This is a genomic window from Pedosphaera parvula Ellin514, assembly GCF_000172555.1.
Lineage (GTDB): Bacteria > Verrucomicrobiota > Verrucomicrobiia > Limisphaerales > Pedosphaeraceae > Pedosphaera.
On sequence record NZ_ABOX02000007.1, the window covers coordinates 1 to 19,203 of the forward strand.

Consider the following 19,203-nt stretch of genomic DNA (forward strand, 5'->3'; position numbering starts at 1 on the left):
CCTGAACTTTGGAGAAGTGAGTGTTCCCGTTGGCCCGTCACCTTCAATCTCACTGCTGGCCACTCGATTGTCGCGAGCATTTTCAATCTCCAACCTGGCCAAAAGGCCATCGGATGCGGGGCCCAAATTAAATGCCGTTCCCGTCATCTTCCAATCTCCGTAGTTTGTGCTTCCGAAGTGTCCTATCGCCAAATTTTCTGCGCGACAATTGCTAAAAAAACCCAGGCAGGCGGTCAAAGTCAGCAGACCGAAACCGAATATATTTCTCAAATGCATCGAAGATCAAAACTTGTTCCAAATACAAAATACTTCCAAGGCATAATTCACCATTCAAGGTTGCGTAAAGAAATTTACCAATGAAAGCTTCTCGCCTTGGGTGAGTCCAGAACACCGGCCTAAAGAAGATTTGGGCAACAGACGCCAAGGAGGTGGGGATGGGGAATCCCGCTGAAGAAACGTTCTGTCGCCCAAATCAAATTTTAAATTAGTCCCGAGCGCTATCCTTCTGGGATAGCAATTCTGCGTCCGTCCACGGGGAATTGCAAGACTTACTCATAACTCTTTTTCCCACAAAACAGTTACTCCTGGGCACCGGGCATTTAAAGAGCCGCCCGGGGCTAATCCGGTGAATGTTCACCCAAAAAAGGCGGCACCGAAGCGCCGCTTTTCGATCTACTCTGCCATGGCAATATCGATAGTTTCCTCGCGTTTATGGGACGAATCCTCGACCTTGTCGACCGAGGTGCCACCTGTTGCCGGAGGCACCAAAGGCATCGGCTTGTGATCCACCACGACCTCATCCGCCTTGTGGAATTTCACGCTCACAATCTTGCTGATGCCATGCTCTTCCATGGTCACACCATAAAGCACATCCGCCATGCCGATGGTGCGCTTGTTGTGCGTGATGATGATAAACTGTGAATGCGACAGGAAGCGTTGCAATACCCGAATAAAACGATTGATGTTGGATTCGTCCAGAGGCGCATCCAATTCGTCCAGCACGCAGAACGGACTCGGCTTCACTTGATAAATGGAGAACAATAACGACACTGCCGTCATCGTCTGCTCGCCACCGGAGAGGAGAGAAATTTGCTGCAACTGCTTGCCGGGAGGACGCGCCACAATATCAATGCCGCTTTCCAACGCATCCCCTTCCCCGGTGAGAATCAGGTCAGCCTTTCCACCCCCGAACACTTCAGTGAACATCGCGCGGAAGTTGTCCCGAATCTTTTCGAAAGTCTGCGTAAACATCTCCCGCGTCTGCCCATTGATACGGTTGATGATCTCCATCAACTCGGCCTTGGCCTTTACCAAATCATCGTGCTGAGTATTCAGGAAATTGAACCTTTGTTCGGTTTCCTCGTATTCTTCAATCGCCACGAGGTTCACCGGGCCCATTTCATCCAGACGCTTTTGCAGCCCGGCCACCTGCTCGGCAATGGCATTCCAATCGGTTGCAGCGCCGCTCGCCGCCATTTCCTCCGGCGTCAAGGTTTCCACTTTTGCCGGTCCTTCTTCAGCGATTGTGATGGTAATGCATTCGCTGCGAATTTCATCCAGGTTTAGATGATATTTCTGTTGGATGCGCTCACGCAGATTCTGAACTGACATGTTCTTCTGCGCCAACTCCACCTCGATGCTGCCGCGCTGTTGCTGAGCGCCCGACAACCGGCGGCGCTGCTCCTTCAGATCGTCATCACGCGAGATGATGTCGAGCTCAAGCGTTTCCTTCTGGCCAACCAGGTCGGCCACCTGCGCGTTGAGTTGTGATCGATCGATTTGTAGCGATTCAATCTGACGACGCGATTCTTGAATTTCACTTTCCGCCTGGGTCTTGCGATTCAAAAACGAAGAAACTTCGGAGCGACGTTGTTCTACCAGGCGGGCCAGTTCGCGAATGCGTTGCGTGAGCGATTGCTGCTGCTGGCGGAAGGAGGAACAAATCTGTTCCTCGGACGCGAGCGCCACTTTTGTTTCCGTCAACCCCGTAGTCGCCCCGTCGCGTTGCTGGCGAAGTTCCTCCAGTGAGGCAGTCAGTTGAGCAACCTCTTCCTGCAATGAGCGTTCGCGCGATTCGAGCTCGCTGATCTGGGTGGCCAGGGCTGCGCGCTTTTGAGAGCCCTCCTCTTCCTGCGAAGCGAGGCTTTCAATTTCGTAAATGACGGTATCGATCTTTTGGTGCAAAACCCTTTGTGAAATCTGCAACGCATTGTACTCGCCCTGGCGGGTGGCAATCGCGACTTCCTGCTGGCGCAATTCAGTCTGGGCCTGCTGCAAGCCGGCTTGCAGGGAAGTTTGTTCGCTCAATAACGCCCCCTTGCGGCGGCTCAGTTCATTCACCTGCTCCTGGGCCTGGCTGATATGAGTCTCCAACTCGGCAATCTGGTTCTTACGTCCGAGGATGGAACTGGGGGCTTTGCCCGAACTCTGCGCCGAGCCACCGGTGTAAACTCCATGCCGGTTCAGCAGTTCGCCGGACAAGGTGACAAAATCAAAAGCGCCTTGGTTCTCCTGCCAGGCAGCGGTGGCCGTCTGGAGATCAGGCACGATCAAGGTCTGGCCCAGCACGCTATGCAAAAAGTGCTGAACCGAGGCATCGGCTTCAATGACACTCAGCGCAGCCATGTGCGCTGAAGGCGGAGTGGCGGCCACTGGGGCATTAAGACCCAAAGCCAGTGAAGCAATGCTGGCACGCCCTTGTTTGTTATTGCTAAGGTCGGTCAAAATTTGTTGAGCCGCTTCGGGACTTTCCGTGATTACAACCTGCAGGTAATGACCCAGCGCCGTTTCAACAGCAGTGATGTATTGATCAGGGACGCGAATTTTATCAGCCAGCGAGCCCAGCACCTGGTCCGCTTTCTTCAACGCCGCCAATGCTCCCGCACTGAACCCTTCGTGCTCTGATTGAAGCTGCTGCAGGACGTTCAGACGGGAACGTTTTTCCGCTTGTTTCTGCAAATAGGCATCCAGCTCCTGGGTAAGTTGCGTCAACTCCTGCTGGATTTGCTTGAGGCGCGCCTGCCTTTCTTCAACGGTGCCGCGCTGCGTTTGCACATTGAGTTTCTCCATCTCAACGTTGGCCGCAAATTCGCTCAGGCGCGATTCCAACTGCACTCTCTCCTCTTCGAGCTGAATTTTTTCAGCGGAAAGTTTTTCAAGCCGCACGACATTGCCCTGCTTTTGCAGGTCCAGGGCATTAATCTCATTGCGCACGCGCGTGAGCTGTTGGGCTTGCGAAAACGCCTGCGACTGTGCCTGGCGTAAAGCTTCCTGGCGTTGACGCAACTCCTCTTCAACTTCGCGCAAGGCGTCCTGCTTGGATTGCAGCGAAGCCCGGTGCTGTTCCAAAGTTGCGGTGGAGGCACTCAGCCTGTCCGTCAGCACATCCAATTCCTGTTCGGCCACCAGATGCCGCTCTTCGGCTTCGGTAATTTCCGCCAATGCACTGGCATTCTGAGCCGCGAGTTCCCGCAAACGTTCTTCGTTATACTGAATGCGGCTTTCCTGGCGGTCGATGGAGCTTCTCAGTTCCAACCCGCGTTGTTGCATCTCGCTGATCTGATGTTCCAGCGTTGAAAGCTGCTGGCGCAATTGCACAATCTCATCCTCTTTACGCAGCACTTCGGCGGAGGCAATTTCGATGTCATTCCGCAACTTCTCGGTAAGCGCCTGGCGTTCGCTGATCTCGGTCTGCAAAACATCAAACTGGTGACGGGCCAACTGAGTATCGAGATGCTGCAACTCCTGCATGAGTTGCTTGTAACGGCGAGCCTTGCCAGCCTGGCGTTGCAAGGAACCAATCTGCCGTTTGACTTCGCGAATCAGGTCGGCAATCCGCAGCAGGTTCTGTTCAGTATATTCGAGCTTGCGTAGCGATTCCTTTTTTTGCGCCTTGAACTTGGTGATGCCGGCAGCTTCCTCAAAAATCATTCGGCGATCTTCCGGCTTGCTGGAAAGAATCTGGGTGATGTTCCCCTGCGCCATGATGCTGTAGCTGGTGCGGCCCACGCCGGTGCCCATGAACAACTGCTGCACATCCTTGAGGCGGCAGGAGGTCTTGTTGATGAAATATTCACTGCCACCATCACGAAAAACCCGGCGTGTAACAGTGACTTCATTATAAGAGACTTCGACGCCGGCGGCCTTGAGATGCTCATCATCCACGCCTCCGATGGTCAGGGAAACTTCAGCCATGCCCAGCGGCTTGCGGCCATCAGTGCCGTTGAAAATAACGTCGGCCATTTCCCCGCCACGCAGCGCCTTGGCTGATTGTTCACCCAGTACCCAGCGGATGGCATCCGAAACATTGGATTTGCCGCAACCATTCGGACCAACAATCGCCGTCACGCCTGGCTGAAAGTTCAGGCTGGTCTTGTTGGCAAAGGATTTGAAGCCAAACACCGTTAAATTCTTTAAATACATGGCTTAGGTAAAAGAAGCACAACAGGGGAGATTTAGTAAAGCGAAAACCACCATATACAGTGGCGACCTCGAGTTAAGAGCACAACTAATGGAGGAAAGCTGGTATGGACCAAAGTTACTTATATGCACCTTAAAATGACTATTTCAGGGTAAAATGACCCTTAAGCCATTAGTTTACCGGGAGTTCTGAACCTTTCAAACAAAAGTTATTCGCACTTTGGCGAAAGTCATCGAAGGCGCTTACTTGAATCGATCCTCCGTGAGCGCTTTGACGATCGCCTTTTTGAGTTCCAACGGATTGAAAGGGCCGCCTTTTTTCTGGTAGAGGATTTCCCCTTTGGAACCAATCAGGATCGTGTAAGGAAGTGCGGCGTTCCACTCCTGGTCAAAAGCTTCCGTCATTTGGTATTTATCGGTGCTGCCAAAAAGAAGGTTTTTTGTGGAAGCCTGTTCCTTTTGTAAAATCTCAAGCACCTGTTGCTTCTCGTCCGGGAAATTTGCGGCCACCGTGACGAGTTCAAAATTCCGATGCCGATACATCCGGTTAATTTCAATCAACTCGGGAAATTCGCCCAGGCAGGGTCCGCACCAGGTCGCCCAAAAATTGACCAGTCGTATTTTGTCGGAATCATTTTTGCGAAGAGCTTTCAAGCCCTCGGCATCCACCAACTCAACACTGACCGGCTCAGTGGAAAGCTGCTGCATATACTCTTTCACCGATTCCTGCTTCCCTGCCCACTTGGTTGAACAGCCGAATGCCTTGGTTTGTTTCACTTCGATTTCACGACCTGCGAGCATGGCATCCAAGGCGTCGCGCAATTCCCGCTTCTTCACATACTCAGGCCGTTCACTGTCATCAATGCGTCCGACATAACGCAGCTTGCGTTCCTTATCAAAAACGAAGGCGTGTGGCGTGGCGGCGGGGCCGTACTTCTTTGATACTTCCTCCGTGTCTCCATCGTAAAGATAAGGGAAGTTGTAATGCTTGTCCCCGGCACGAAGCTTCATCTCGTCGAAGGAGTCACTGAGGTCCGTATAGCCCAGTTCATTTAACCGGACGGAATTGGGATCATTCGGATTTATCGCCACCAGAGATACACCTCGCTTGCCGTAATCCTCCGCTATTTTTTTGAGGCGCTCCTCATAAGCTTGCGCCGTAGGGCAATGATTGCAGGTGAAAACAACGACCAGGATCGGCGATTTTTCAAAATCCTTGAGGGAATAGTTCTTCCCATCGACTGCCGGCAGTTTGAAATCTGGAGCTGCGGCACCGACCGCCAAAGTGGGATGATCCTCGGCAAAAAGATTGCTGTCGCCCAACATCAAGGCACATAGCAAAACGAGTATCCGGTTCATAATGGTTGCTGCGGTAATCATAGGCCGGGCGAAATCTGTTCGCAAGTCATCTAAATTGCTTACGACCAAGCCCACCTAACCACATCATCACATGCCGATTACATAAACAAAGGCTTGAAACAAATCGTCTGAAAGGCATTAATGCGCCCCTGATGAATTCAATACGGTTAGTTGCACCTGCTCTTTGCCTTCTGTTGTTGACAGCCACGGTTTTGCCGGCGGCTGATACAAGTTATAAATCTTCCAGCATCAAACCGCCCGCGGTGCAACGGGAATTTCGCGCCGGTTGGGTCGCCACAGTCGCGAATATCGACTGGCCTTCCAGGCCGGACTTGCCGGTGGATCAGCAAAAGGCCGAGATGGTCGCCATCATGGAGAATGCTCAAAAAACTCATTTGAACGCCATCGTCTTCCAGGTCCGTCCGGCCTGCGATGCCATGTACGCCTCGACCATCGAGCCATGGTCTTATTATCTCACCGGAGCGATGGGCAAGCCACCGGAACCATTTTACGATCCGCTGCAATTTGCCATCGAGGAAGCGCACAAACGCGGGCTGGAACTGCATGCCTGGTTCAATCCTTATCGCGCAGCCCATCCTTCGGACAAATCCCCGATCGCCGCGACCCACATCAGCCAAACGCATCCCAACCTCGTCAAGAAATATGGCAAGTACCTTTGGCTCGATCCGGGCGAAAAGGAGGTTCAAGACTATTCGATCAACGTCGTCATGGACGTGGTAAAACGGTACGACGTCGATGGTGTTCACATGGACGACTATTTCTATCCCTACAAGGAGACAGATGAAGATAGACACCAGCTCGATTTTCCGGATGAGGACAGTTGGAAACGCTATCAGGACAGCGGTGGCAAGATGAATCGTGCCGATTGGCGCCGTGAAAACGTGAATGTATTGGTTCAACGCCTGTATCAATCCGTGAAAGCCACGAAACCATGGGTCAAAGTAGGATTTGCTCCATTCGGCATCTGGCAACCGGGTGTTCCCACCGGCATCAAGAGGGGCTTCGATGCTTATAACGTCCTGTATTGCGACCCCCAGAAGTGGCTTCAGAACGGATGGATGGACTATTGCGCGCCGCAGCTATATTGGGCGATTGAGCCCTCGGAGCTCAGCTTCACGAGCCTGTTGAAGTGGTGGACCGAACAGAACACAAAGAATCGCAACATCTGGCCGGGGATTGATTCCGGGAAATTTGCCGAGAGATCCCCTCAGGAAATTCCAAACCAAATCAAAATTACGCGTGAAATTTCCAAAGGCACAGCCGGCGTCATTCACTGGAGCTACAAATGCCTCTTAAATGACAGGGGTGGACTCGCAACAACTTTAGAAAAAGGATTGTATGCTGAACCAGCAATCGTTCCTGCTTCGCCCTGGCTTGAACACAGGGGACCAGGAAAGCCTGAGCTAACACTATTTGGTGGGAGCGAACTTTGCTGGGAGACTTCCGGAAAAGAGAAGATCTCCGTCTGGGTATTACAGACCAGGTCTGGAGATAAGTGGAGCACCACAATTCTGCCTGGTGATACTCTCAAAAAGAACCTGGCCGAGAACACCGAGGTGGTTTCCATAACTGCAATCGATCGTTGCGGATTGGCAAGCCTGCCCGTGGTACTGGAGAAAACGACTGCCTCTGCCCAGTAGGTCGTGAGATGATTTTGGAAGGGCTGTAAGCCGAATTTTGTCTGCGTTCTTTCGAACGGAGAGAATCATTTGTCTGAGCAGCCAATACCCGAAACCTGCTCCGCTTGCGCGGAACGCGGAGCGGGCAGCTCCTCGGTTTCCTATTTGGCCTTGCACCCGATGGGGTTTTCCGTGCCTCCTCGATTTCTCTTGGAGCGGTGGGCTTTTACCCCGCCTTTTCACCCTTACCGTCAGCCGAAGCTGACGGCGGTTTAAGTTTCTGTGGCACTTTCCATCGGCAGGTCTTTCGACCACGCCTCCCGCGTGTATCCAATGCCCGAAAGCAAAGGTTACGCGGCATCGAGCCCTACGGAGTTCGGACTTTCCTCCTCCAGCTTGCGCCGAAAGCGATCCTCCGCCCTTCCAAAATCACAATCACTTTAAGGCAAAGAAAAGCCCCTGACAAGCAGCAGCTTGCAGGGGAAAATTTCCAGATAATAATTGGTTCTTAATCTGCGACGGCCAAATCCATGTCTCGTGTGTAGAAGAGGATGCGTCCGCAATTGATGCAGGTAACGATTTCCTGCTGTCCCCGGGTCGAGAGCAAAATCTGCGTTGGCAGCTTCATATGGCAACCACCGCATACGCCGTGTTGAATCCCCACCACTACATTCGAGCCCTTGCTCTTTAACAGGCGTTCGTAGCGTGAGCGAGTGCTTTCATCGACCGCCGCTGCCAATTCCTCGCGGTTCGATTCCAACTCGGCCAGCTCCTTCTTTAAATTCTCTTCGCGCTGCCCCAGACCCGTGATCTGCCCCTCAACCACTTTACGGGCCTCGTTTGCCGCTTGTGTGGCAACTCCAATTTCCTTCTGCGCCACTTCCGCCTGCTCCATCAAAACGATTTGCTGGTCGTCCAGACCGACAATGGCCTTCTTGCAATTCTCAATCTCATGGGCGAGAGCACGATATTCCTCGTTTTTCTTGGTTTGGAACTGCTGAAGCGCATATTTTTCGATTTGTTGCTTCTTCGCCTCCACGTCCAGTTCCAGCCTTTTGCGCTCGCTTTCAATCTGCTTCCCTTTGTTCTTGGCAGCCTCGAGGTTGGCTTGCGTCCCGGTGGCCTTCGCCTTCAATGCCTGCCGTTCCGGCTCAATGTGAGCGAGTTCGGTCTTGACCCGTTGGAGGTTGCGGTCGCGGTCTTGAAGGATGAGCAGCTTTTCAATTACTTCGAGCATTTAAGTAAATTCTTTCTCCTACCATCGTATCCACGCCTTTATAGCAAGTCAATGCACAGGAATTCAAGTGATCAATATATTTCCTCCGGGTTCACAAATTATGCTTCTTTCCTCAATTGTGGTATTTATACCCATGAAAATAAAGGCTCCGGGACCATATGGAAGAAATCTCTTGTCAGGCCAAGCCTATATACCACAATGCATTGGCACCGTGATCAAAACCATCGGATTTTGAAAGCCACAAACCACTTTCCCTTTATGACACGTCAGAAGCTCCATTCCTTATTATCCATTTTTGCCATCCTTGTATCCACCCTGGCACTCTCCTCTCCGGCGAAGGAGAATGTCTCTGTCCCCAAACCCAATCCCAATTTGGATTTGGCCCGGCAGTTAAACCAGGCTTTTGTGCAGGTGGCTGAAGAGGTCTCACCATCTGTGGTGGTCATAACCGTGACCCAGAAGACTACTGAGTCACCCTTCAAACTGCCGCCCGGTCAGGAACAGAATGATGGGGAAGATCCGTTGGACCGTGTGCCACCCGAGTTTAGGAAATTTTTCCGGCAATCTCCGCAGGAAAAATCCACTGGTCAGGGTTCGGGCGTCATCATCCGCGAGGATGGTTTCATCCTGACGAACCGTCACGTGGTGGAAGATGCCGAAAAGATCGAGGTCCGGCTCAAGGATGGTCGCACATTTCAAGCCGAAGTCCGGGGCGTGGACGCCCCGTCCGATGTGGCCGTGATCAAGATCAACACCCAAAGTCTGCCTGTGGCTCGGTTGGCCGACTCGAGCAAGACCCGCGTGGGTGAGTTTGCCATTGCCATCGGTGCTCCTTTTGCCCTGGACTACACTGTCACCTTCGGTCATGTCAGCGCCAAGGACCGTTCCAACATTGTTATGCCCGATCCGGAGAGTCCCACCATGACCGATCAAAGCTTCATCCAGACCGATGCCAACATCAATCCCGGCAACAGTGGCGGACCGCTCGTGAATATCGATGGTGAAGTGATCGGTATTAATACCTTGATTCGTGGTCTGCATACCGGCATCGGTTTCGCCGTCCCGAGCAATCTAGCCCGGGAAGTCGCCGACAAGTTGATTACTGACGGAAAATTTACCCGTGCCTGGTTGGGAGTGAGTATTCGTTCCTTTCGCGAGTATCCTGAATATCGGGAATTTGTCCCGGGCATTCAGGATGGCGTTGTCGTCACGGAGATTTTGCCGTCCGGACCCGCCGCCAAGTCAGAGCTCAAGCCAGGGGATGTTGTCACCGCTGTGGATGGCAAAGCCGTCGTCACCTCGCAACAACTCAAAGACGCTGTGCGCGGCAAGACAATTGGTCAAAATGTAAAACTGGATGTCGTGCGCCAGGGAGACAGTCCCAAGGACATCCAGCGCCTCAAAGTAATCGTCAAGCCGGGCGAATATGAGGACAAAAATGTGTTGGTTGCATCAAACGAAACTTATCCCAAAATCGATTCCTCCAGCGGAACTTTGGGATTGAAAGTGCAGGCAGTAACGCGCGATTTGGCTGAACATTACAATGTGAACGCGACCGAGGGATTGATCGTGACCTCAGTCGACAAAACCGGCCTGGCCGCTCGCAACGGCATCAGAGTCGGTGATGTGATCACTTCGATCAATCAGCATCGAGTCAGCGATCCCAAGGAGTTTCGCGAGCTCATCAAAAATCTCGATACAAAAAGGGGCGTGATTGTGAATTTGATCAGTGAGGGCGCGGCCAAGTTCGAGATTTTGAAGGAAGGGGACGATTAGAGGGCAATGCCTCACTTCGCTTGCAGGTGAATTTGGAAATTTGGAACCTCACATGGATTCCCGAAATCAAGCCATTTGACATTGCAGTATTCACCTTTCTCGGCTACTTAACCTCCATGCGTTTTATTGGCAGTGTCATCGAAAAGTTGCAGCGACATCCCAAGCGAGTTGTCTTCCCTGAAGGGACGGAACCTCGCGTGCTCCAGGCCGCGCGCCAATTTTACTCGCTTCGACTCGGCGTCCCCATCCTCCTGGGAGATCGCACGAAGGTTAAAGAGGCTGCCCAGAGCCTCAATGTGTCGCTGGAAGGTGTTCGCATCATTAATCCGGCCGAAAGCGAAGATCTGGACAGCTTTGTCCGCCGTTTTGAATCCCTGCGCCGCCTGAAAGGTCTGCGCTCCCATGAAGCCAGAGAAGCGATGTTGCTGCCGAATTATTACGGTGCCATGATGGTGGCAATGCATCAGGCTGATGGCATGATCTCTGGTACCAACCAGACCACTGGCAGCGTACTCCGCCCACTATTTCAAATCATTAAAGTCGCCCCCACAACCTCCACGGCTTCGAGTTGCATGGTGATGGAAGTGGAAGACACTCGGTTTGGTGAAAACGGAACCTTGTTCATGGCGGATTGCGGCGTCATTCCTGAACCAACAGTGGAACAGCTCGCTGATATTGCCATTTCAACCGCCCAGCTGGCGCGTCAAATCATGGGAACCCGTCCACGTTGCGCCCTGCTCTCCTTCTCAACCAAGGGCAGCGCCAAACACCCATCCATCATGAAGGTCCAGGCAGCCACAGCACTGGCGGTGAAAAAGGCGCAGCAAATTAATTTGGAAGCTGATTTTGATGGCGAACTCCAGGTGGATGCCGCGTTAGTGCCGGAAATTGCTCTTCGCAAGCTGCCAGACAGCAAAGTGGGCGGGCGGGCGACGGTATTAATCTTCCCCGATCTGAATTCAGGCAATATTGCCAGCAAGCTCATCCAACATGTCGCCCGCGCGAATGCTTACGGTCAAATCCTGCTGGGGCTGGATCGGCCGGCAGCGGATGTGTCCCGCGGATCCAATGCCCATGATATTTTGGGCGTGGCTGCCATAGTGGGATTGCAATCCATCGAATATAGCAAACTTTATCCCGGCGCAGGTGATAAGCTTCCCGGAGAATAGGGTGAATTTCCTCCCAGCTTTGGTGCCACAGAACTCTATACCACCGGTAATGGTGGAGATTTTTTAATGAACAAAGTCACTCCTCGTGTTTTTATTGCAGCAACCCGTCAGAATGACGGCAAGACGACGACTTCCCTCGGGCTGATTGCCGCGCTCCAGCAACATTACCCACGCATCGGCTACATTAAACCTGTCGGCCAGCGTTTCGTTGAAATTGAAGAACAGAAAATCGACGAAGACACGGTGTTAATGGACAGCGTTTATCGCCTCAACTGCCCATTGGGGGACATGAGCCCGATTGCGGTGGAACCGGATTTTACCCGCAAGTATTTACAATCCTCAAACAACGAAGCTTTGGTCAAAAAAATCCAAAAAGCTTTCGACCGTGTCGCCTGGGAAAAGGAATTTGTCCTTTGCGAGGGCTCAGGTCATGCTGGTGTCGGTTCTGTGTTCGATTTATCAAACGCCCAGGTAGCCAAAATTCTCGGGGCGAAAGTAATCATCGTTACCCAAGGCGGCATTGGGAAACCAATTGACGAGGTTGCCTTGAATCAGGCTCTGTTTGAAAAGGAAGGCGTTGAGATCATCGGTGTCATCCTCAACAAGGTGGTGGGAACGAAAATTGAGTATATCACCGAATTCGCCCGGCGCGGACTGAAACGAAAGGGGCTGGAGTTGCTGGGTGTAATTCCTCATCAAAGTGTGCTTTCAAGCCCCACGGTTGATTTGATTCGCGAAGAGTTGAAAGCCGAGATGCTGAACCAGACTGACCGGTTAAATAACATTGTTGAAGATGTGGCTGTAGGCGCGATGGGAGCTCACAATGCCATGAGTTTTTTCAAGAAGGGCGTTTTGCTCATCACGCCCGGAGACCGGGAAGACATCATCCTGGCAGCCTGTACCAGCATCGAAGGCCAGGGCGAACAAAGCATGGCTGGAATTGTGCTGACGGGAAATCTCCGGCCAAGCTCCAGCGTGCTGAAGGTCATTCGCTCCATGCCCATTCCTGTCATGTTGGCGACAGCGGATAGCTATCAAGTTGCCTCAGCAGTACATGACCTGACAGTAAAAACCCGCCCCGAGGATGCGCAGAAAATAACTTTGATCCGTGACCTCATCGCCCAGAACGTGGACGTAAATAAAATCCTGGAGCTTCTCTAATATGACTTCTCGTCTCTCTTTAAATCCAGCACTGCAAACACTGCCTGTTTACCAGCCTGGCCGTCCGATCGAAGAAGTGGCGCGCGAGGTTGGCTTGCCTGCTTCGGATATCATTAAACTCGCTTCCAATGAAAATCCGCTCGGCCCCTCCCCTGCTGCGCTGGCGGCAATGCAAAGGGTTTTGTCGAACCTTCATCTTTATCCGGACGGAAACGCTTTTTATCTGAAACAAAAGCTGGCTGAAAAGCTCGGGGTTGAAACCGGTAACGTGATTTTAGGCAATGGCTCCAATGAAATTATCGAATTCGTCGGGCATGCCATGATGGGGCCGGGAGTGGACGTGGTGGTCTCCCAATACTGCTTCGCGATCTATCCGATCATGGCCAAACTTTTTGGTGCGAATGTTATTTCCGTTCCTGCCAGAGATTACGGTCATGATTTGCCAGCGATGCTGAAAGCCATCAAACCAAACACCAGGGTGATGTTCGTTGCCAACCCCAACAATCCAACCGGCACGCTCGCATCCCGTGAAGATGTGGTAAATTTGATCAATCAGGTTCCCGATCATGTTCTCCTGGTGATGGATGAGGCTTATATCGAGTTTCTTCCCGAGCCGGTTGACCTGCTTCCCCTGATTCGGCGAGGACAAAAACCAAATCTGCTGCTGATGCGGACCTTTTCGAAAATTTTCGGATTGGCAGGTTTGCGGCTCGGCTATGGCATTGCCCAACCCGAATTGATCACCGCCTTGGAGAAAGTGCGTCAACCGTTTAACATTAATTCCATCGCCCAGGCGGGGGCGTTGGCAGCGCTTGACGATGCTGAACATATGAGCAAAACCCGCCAAAATAATGCGCAAGGACTGCAGTTCCTGGAGCATGCCTTCCGACAACTTGGGTGGGAATTTGTTCCGTCGTCGGCCAATTTTGTGCTGGTCAAGGTCGGCGAAGGTCAACGTGTTTTCAATGATCTCCAGAAACTCGGCGTGATCGTCCGGCCCATGGGCGGATATCAATTGCCGGAATGGATTCGCATCTCAGTGGGCACAGCGCAGGAGAACAGCCGTTGCCTGGCCTCCTTAAAACAAGTGCTATCGCAAAAATGTGAATAACTTTAAGTTGAATCCGTGGCGAAACTGATTACTTATCATGCCAGTGCGACTTAACTGATTATAGACCAACGTGAAACCGACTGATCTGCGGGGTATCCTGCAATATATTCCACGCTTCCGGGAAAAGACCTTCATCATCAGCGTGGACGGTGCCATTGTTACGGACGAAAATTTTGCGAATATCCTGCTGGATGTGGCAGTGCTTCGCTCCCTGAACATCCGCGTGGTTCTCGCCCATGGTGCTGCCGCCCAGGTCAAGGCACTCGCTGAAGAGCAGCACGTAAAGGCGTCCGACCTCGATGGCTCAGGAATCACTGACGCGGAAACCCTCAAGCTGGCACTAACCGCGGCGAATCGTCTGACGCATGAGATTTTGGAAGGCCTTTCAGCAAACGATCTCCGCGCTGCCTATGTGAATGCCATTGTGGCCCACCCGCTGGGCATCTTGAATGGCATTGACCACTTATTTACTGGAAAAGTCGAACGGGTGGACGTGGACTTACTGCAGACCTTGCTGGCCCAGGGAATTGTACCGGTAATTCCGCCTTTAGGATTTGATGGTGATGGAAAAACGTATCGGCTGAATTCAGACAGCGTGGCTGTCGCGGTGGCCGATGCGTTGAAAGCCACCAAACTGATTTATATTACGACTGCCGAAGGATTATTTTATCAAGGACAGCTTATCCGGCAAATGTTGGTGGCGGATTTGAGTGCGACTGTTGCCAAATCTGATTTTCCAGCTGAGTTGGCCTCCAAAGCGCGGCATGCAGTGGCCGCCTGCACCGCTGGCGTTCAGCGTGTGCATATCATCAATGGCCGGGTGGATGAAGGATTGCTCGCCGAAGTCTTCTCCAACGAGGGCATCGGAACCTTGATTTATGCCAACGAGTATCAACAGATCAGGCCTGCCAAAAAGAAGGATATTCGCAGCATACAGGTGTTGACCAAGAGTTCGGTCCAAAGTTCCGAATTGCTGAAGCGCACCCGGAATATGATCGAGAAGCAATTGCAGGATTATTATATTTTTGAAATTGATAAGAATCCCGTGGCATGCGTGGCACTACATGTGTATCCGGAACAAAAAGTGGGCGAACTGGCCTGCCTGTACGTAAACACTTCACACGAAAATCAGGGCATCGGCAAAAAGCTGATTCAATATGTCGAGAAGCGATCGAGGGAGATGGGCTTGAACGAGCTAATCACCTTATCGACGCAGGCATTTAATTACTTTCAATCCAAGGCTGGATTCATTGAAGGGACACCGGACGCCTTGCCACCGGTGAGAAGAGAAAAATATGACGCCAGCGGCCGTAATTCCAAGGTGCTCATCAAGAAGCTTTCTGAAACTCCCGCGTCCTCTCCGCTTCCCTTAACGGTATGATCAGTTCCGCACGACTGCCGGGCGGTGTTTCTCTTGCCTGTCGCAAACAAGGAATCGTGCCGACGCGATATCTGTTCACGGTGGAGATTACCACTCAATCCGCCCGCTTGTTCGAGAGGAACCCCGCAGCCTGCCCGGAAAGCTCCTTCCCGGCGTATGGGCTCACGAAGGAATATCGCTGCTCCACCTCCCGGTTTGGCATTGGCTCGGTGGCAGGCTCCAATTGCACTCCTTTGGGATTGCATCGTATCGCCGAAAAGATCGGTGGAGGTTGGCCAGTCGGAACCGTATTTAAAAGCCGGCAGGTCATCGGTTTTACGTGGCAGGGATTGCCGCTCGCGTCGATTACCCACCGTATCATGTGGCTGGAGGGATTGGAACCAGGCTTGAATCGTGGTGGAAATGTAGATACGCATGACCGCTACGTTTACATCCACGGAACTGGCGATGAGCCATCTCTGGGACGTCCCGCCTCCCACGGCTGTATTCATCTTGCAGCAAACGATTTGATGCCACTTTACGACTTCCTTCCCAGCGGCACGCTGGTTTGGATCCAAAGATAGTCATAGTCGAAGGCTTGCTTCATCAGGTGCGCGAATGTTTCTTCCAAAAAGCTGTCGAAGTAAATCGCTTCCAAAAGGCAGCGCCATCAGAATTCCAGAGTGGTGTTTTGTGGCATATTGATTTTGGCGGCGCAACATTGGTGGTTTAGGAGGTTGCATTTGCCGGATAAAACTTGCATACAGCCGCGACAATTTCATGAGTTTGTTTATTTCAGGTCAGCGGTGGATGAGTGAGTCGGAGCCGGAGCTCGGGCTCGCCACGGTCGTACACACAGGAGAAGGTCGGGTGCAGGTATTGTTTTCAGCCACGGGCGAAACCAGGACCTACGCCAGCGATAATGCACCGCTAAAACGTGTACGGTTTCGGATCGGCGACACGGTGAAAACAAATGATGACAAAGAGCTGACCGTCAAGGAGGTCATTGAAAAGGAGGGATTGCTGCTATACGTCGGCCAGGACCAGGCGGTGCCCGAAGCAGAACTGAGTGCCAGCCTTAGCCTGCGTGGCCCTGAGGATCGGTTGTTTGCTGGTCGTTTCGATGAGCCGGCAACCTTTGAACTACGACGCCTGACCCTGGAGTTGCTTCACCGCTTGCGAAAATCTCCGGTGCGCGGATTTGTCGGGGGGCGCATCGATCTGATTCCTCACCAGCTTTATATCGCCCAGGAAGTGGCCAGTCGACAGGCCCCCCGGGTGATGTTATCAGATGAAGTGGGGCTGGGAAAAACCATTGAAGCAGGCCTCATTCTGCATCGCCTGCTATTAAGTGAACGGGCCAACCGCATCCTGGTTCTGGTTCCGGAATCGCTCGTGCATCAGTGGTTTGTGGAAATGCTTCGGCGTTTCAACGTGTGGCTGAACATCTTTGATGAAGAACGTTGCGCCGCCATCGAAGCGGGCGATCCGGGTGCCAATCCGTTTCTGGATGATCAACTGGTATTGACCAGCATCAACTTTCTGGCCAGTTCGCCGACCCGGTCGGCTCAGGCTGTGGCTGCCGGCTGGGACGTGCTGGTCGTGGACGAAGCTCATCACCTTAAATGGTCCAAAGAAAATCCCAGCCGGGAATACCAGATCGTGGAAGAACTAAGCCGCCAGTCGGAAGGTTTGCTCTTGTTGACCGCCACGCCGGAACAGCTCGGCATGGAAAGCCACTTCGCCCGGTTACAATTACTGGACCCGGATCGCCATCACGATCTTGCAAGCTTTCTGGCCGAGTCACGGGATTATAAGCCCACGGCAGACATCGCGGAGAAGTTGCTCACGGGGAAAAAACCCACACGAAAGGACATCACGTTCCTGGGCAACTTGTTCGCGCACAATGCGGAGTTGAAGGAACATCTGGAGAAAGTGGGCAAAGGTAACGCCGAAGCTTCCCAGGCTTTATTGAAAGACCTGTTGGACATGCATGGTCCAGGACGGGTGCTGTTCCGCAACACCCGAGCCGGCATGACCGGTTTTCCCAAACGTTCAGCGCATCTGGCCAAACTGGATCCTGGCCCCAAGGCAGAGGAATGGCTGGACCGGGTATCCACAGAGTTTGCTGTCGATGCCGGTGAAGCAAACCTTAAAGCATCACTCGATCTGACGAAGGACCCAAGAATATTGTGGCTGGTTGACTTGCTGCAAAAGCTCGATCCACAAAAGGTGCTGCTGATCTGTCGCACTATTGAAAAGGTGGAAGCGATTGATGCGGCACTGCGTCGTCACGTTAGCATTAAAACTGGTATCTTTCACGAGGGTCTCACCTTGGTGCAACGTGATCGCAATGCCGCCTGGTTCGCCGAGGCGGATGGTGCGCGGCTCCTGCTCTGTTCGGAAATCGGGAGTGAAGGGCGCAACTTTCAATTCGCTCATCACCTCGTGTTGTTTGACCTGCCGTTAAATCCCGAACTGCTTGAACAACGCATTGGCCGACTCGATCGAATCGGGCAGACCAAGGATATTCATATCCATGTCCCCTACCTTGCTCACAGTCCGCAGGAGGTTTTGGCCCGGTGGTATCACGAGGGCCTGGATGCCTTTGAAAAAAATCTTGAGGGCGGCAACGAGCTGCTGCTCAGGTTCGGCCGGGCCGTTCACGATCTGGCCCTCGAATTTTCTGTCGCTGACCGATCTGAAGCGGATCAGGAGTTGGCAGATCTATTGGAAAGAACCGCTGACGGACGGCGGGAATTGCGCCAGGTCCTCGAACAGGGCCGCGACCGGCTTCTGGAGATGAATTCTTTTCGTGCCCCGGTGGCCCGGCAAATCATTGAACTAATTCAAAAGGAAGACCGACAAACCGATCTGGAAGATTACCTGCTCTCCATGTTCGACCATTTTGGAGTGCACATTGAAGAACTCGCGCCGCACACCTGGCAGTTAAATCCGCAGGGTATTATCACGGATTCATTTCCCGCCATGCCGGCGGAAGGCTTGATCGCCACGTGCGACCGACGTCGTGCGCTCGGTCGGGAGGATATTGGCTTTTTGACCTGGGATCATCCCATGGTCACCGGGGCCATGGAATTGCTGCTGGGCTCGGAAGCGGGAAACTGCTCCTTTGCCGTGCTGCCGACAGCTGGGGAACGAACACTTTTGCTTGAATTGGCCTTCATTCTCGAAGCGATTGCCGCGCCGCGATTGCATATGGATCGTTTTCTTCCCGCCACCCCTATTCGCCTGGTGATAAATCACAAACTGGAAAACGTGAGCGAATCTCATCCTGGAAAAGTCCTTGAAGAAAGACTGCGAAAAGGTTCACCGTACAAGCTTCTTGATAATGAGCAACTCGCCAGAGGCACGCTTCCCGCCATGTTACATCACGCTTCAACCCTGGCCGAGACTGGTGCTGAGACGTTGCGGCAAGCAGCCCTTAAGGAGATGAATCAGCTGCTCGGCCATGAAGTGCAGCGCTTAAAAACACTAAGGCAGGTGAATGATCACATCCGTCCGCAGGAAATTATCATGGCGGAAGAACAGCAGAAACAATTAGCTACAACCATCCTGCAAGCCCGTACTCGGTTGGACTCCTTGCGGCTCATCTGGAAAGGGCCACCCGAAATCCTCAACTGAGTCAACGCAACCCATCACCCGCAATCGCCTGGAGAATAATGAAATTCCTTGGAACGACGCTTTTCGCGCATTGGCCATAAACATGGAAAAGTAATCTGGTTCCCGGCCTGTCTCCAAAATGGTTGCGGTATCAAACTGCATAAGGCTGCCAGTTTTTTTGCACGTATGATCCGCGATCTTATCCCTCTTGGTTAATATCCTCAGTCCGTAAATTGGCAATGTAACTTCATCGAACCTGGTTTTAACGATCTCCTCCATGAGGTGCTGCCATGTGCGCAGGTTCACATTGGCGTCGGCACCCATCCAATGCGCGCGGGTGATGTGGGAGC

General features: G+C 52.5%; 13 protein-coding genes and 1 other RNA gene. 8 read left to right on the top strand and 6 right to left on the bottom strand.

All coding sequences use genetic code 11. From position 1 onward, the window contains the following. The 3 genes from CFLAV_RS35445 to CFLAV_RS07115 form a co-directional block, all read right to left on the bottom strand. On the bottom strand, window positions 1–276 hold a 276-nt coding region (locus tag CFLAV_RS35445; RefSeq protein WP_007413979.1), incomplete at its 3' end, for a hypothetical protein. Between the two features lie 396 nt (window positions 277–672). Further along, window positions 673–4,422: a chromosome segregation protein SMC gene (gene smc / locus CFLAV_RS07110; RefSeq protein ID WP_007413980.1), complete on the bottom strand. Its 3,750-nt coding sequence runs from the start codon at window positions 4,420–4,422 to the stop codon at window positions 673–675. A gap of 240 nt (window positions 4,423–4,662) precedes the next feature. Then, window positions 4,663–5,778 carry a redoxin family protein gene (locus CFLAV_RS07115; protein ID WP_040547462.1) on the bottom strand — a complete coding sequence of 372 codons (1,116 nt, stop codon included), beginning with the start codon at window positions 5,776–5,778 and terminating at the stop codon, window positions 4,663–4,665. A gap of 152 nt (window positions 5,779–5,930) precedes the next feature. Here CFLAV_RS07115 and CFLAV_RS07120 point away from each other — a divergent pair, with 152 nt between their 5' ends. Beyond that, window positions 5,931–7,439: a glycoside hydrolase family 10-like protein gene (locus CFLAV_RS07120; RefSeq protein ID WP_007413982.1), complete on the top strand. Its 1,509-nt coding sequence runs from the start codon at window positions 5,931–5,933 to the stop codon at window positions 7,437–7,439. 10 nt (window positions 7,440–7,449) lie between these two features. Here CFLAV_RS07120 and rnpB read toward each other — a convergent pair. Both rnpB and CFLAV_RS07130 read right to left on the bottom strand, forming a co-directional pair. Continuing rightward, window positions 7,450–7,845, bottom strand: an RNA gene (rnpB, locus tag CFLAV_RS32035) — RNase P RNA component class A. Between the two features lie 81 nt (window positions 7,846–7,926). After that, entirely contained in the window at window positions 7,927–8,655 is a 729-nt protein-coding gene (locus tag CFLAV_RS07130) for a zinc ribbon domain-containing protein (protein WP_007413983.1), read from the bottom strand. 258 nt (window positions 8,656–8,913) lie between these two features. Here CFLAV_RS07130 and CFLAV_RS07135 point away from each other — a divergent pair, with 258 nt between their 5' ends. The 6 genes from CFLAV_RS07135 (at window position 8,914) to CFLAV_RS07160 (ending at window position 15,816) form a co-directional block, all read left to right on the top strand. Continuing rightward, the gene (locus CFLAV_RS07135) at window positions 8,914–10,431 is read left to right on the top strand and encodes a trypsin-like peptidase domain-containing protein (protein ID WP_050785649.1); all 1,518 of its coding nucleotides are present in this window, start codon (window positions 8,914–8,916) and stop codon (window positions 10,429–10,431) included. A gap of 26 nt (window positions 10,432–10,457) precedes the next feature. Next, window positions 10,458–11,600, top strand: a complete 1,143-nt coding sequence (locus CFLAV_RS07140) for a phosphate acyltransferase (RefSeq protein WP_007413985.1) — start codon at window positions 10,458–10,460, stop codon at window positions 11,598–11,600. Window positions 11,601–11,666: 66 nt separating this feature from the next. Further along, complete coding sequence (locus CFLAV_RS07145) at window positions 11,667–12,761, top strand: phosphotransacetylase family protein (RefSeq protein ID WP_007413986.1); 1,095 nt, start codon at window positions 11,667–11,669, stop codon at window positions 12,759–12,761. Window position 12,762: 1 nt separating this feature from the next. Beyond that, a complete protein-coding gene (gene hisC / locus CFLAV_RS07150; protein WP_007413987.1) occupies window positions 12,763–13,872 on the top strand; it encodes a histidinol-phosphate transaminase in 1,110 nt (369 codons plus the stop codon). A gap of 70 nt (window positions 13,873–13,942) precedes the next feature. Further along, window positions 13,943–15,253: an amino-acid N-acetyltransferase gene (argA, locus tag CFLAV_RS07155; RefSeq protein ID WP_007413988.1), complete on the top strand. Its 1,311-nt coding sequence runs from the start codon at window positions 13,943–13,945 to the stop codon at window positions 15,251–15,253. Next, a complete protein-coding gene (locus tag CFLAV_RS07160) occupies window positions 15,250–15,816 on the top strand; it encodes a L,D-transpeptidase (RefSeq protein ID WP_007413989.1) in 567 nt (188 codons plus the stop codon). The genes argA and CFLAV_RS07160 overlap by 4 nt, the downstream gene beginning before the upstream one ends. Here the strand turns inward: CFLAV_RS07160 and CFLAV_RS07165 are convergent, their stop codons facing one another. Continuing rightward, entirely contained in the window at window positions 15,817–16,014 is a 198-nt protein-coding gene (locus tag CFLAV_RS07165; protein WP_040547420.1) for a hypothetical protein, read from the bottom strand. Between CFLAV_RS07165 and rapA the strand changes: the two genes are divergently transcribed. After that, a complete protein-coding gene (rapA, locus tag CFLAV_RS07170; protein WP_040547422.1) occupies window positions 16,013–18,874 on the top strand; it encodes an RNA polymerase-associated protein RapA in 2,862 nt (953 codons plus the stop codon). The genes CFLAV_RS07165 and rapA overlap by 2 nt on opposite strands. Window positions 18,875–19,203: the final 329 nt, after the last annotated feature.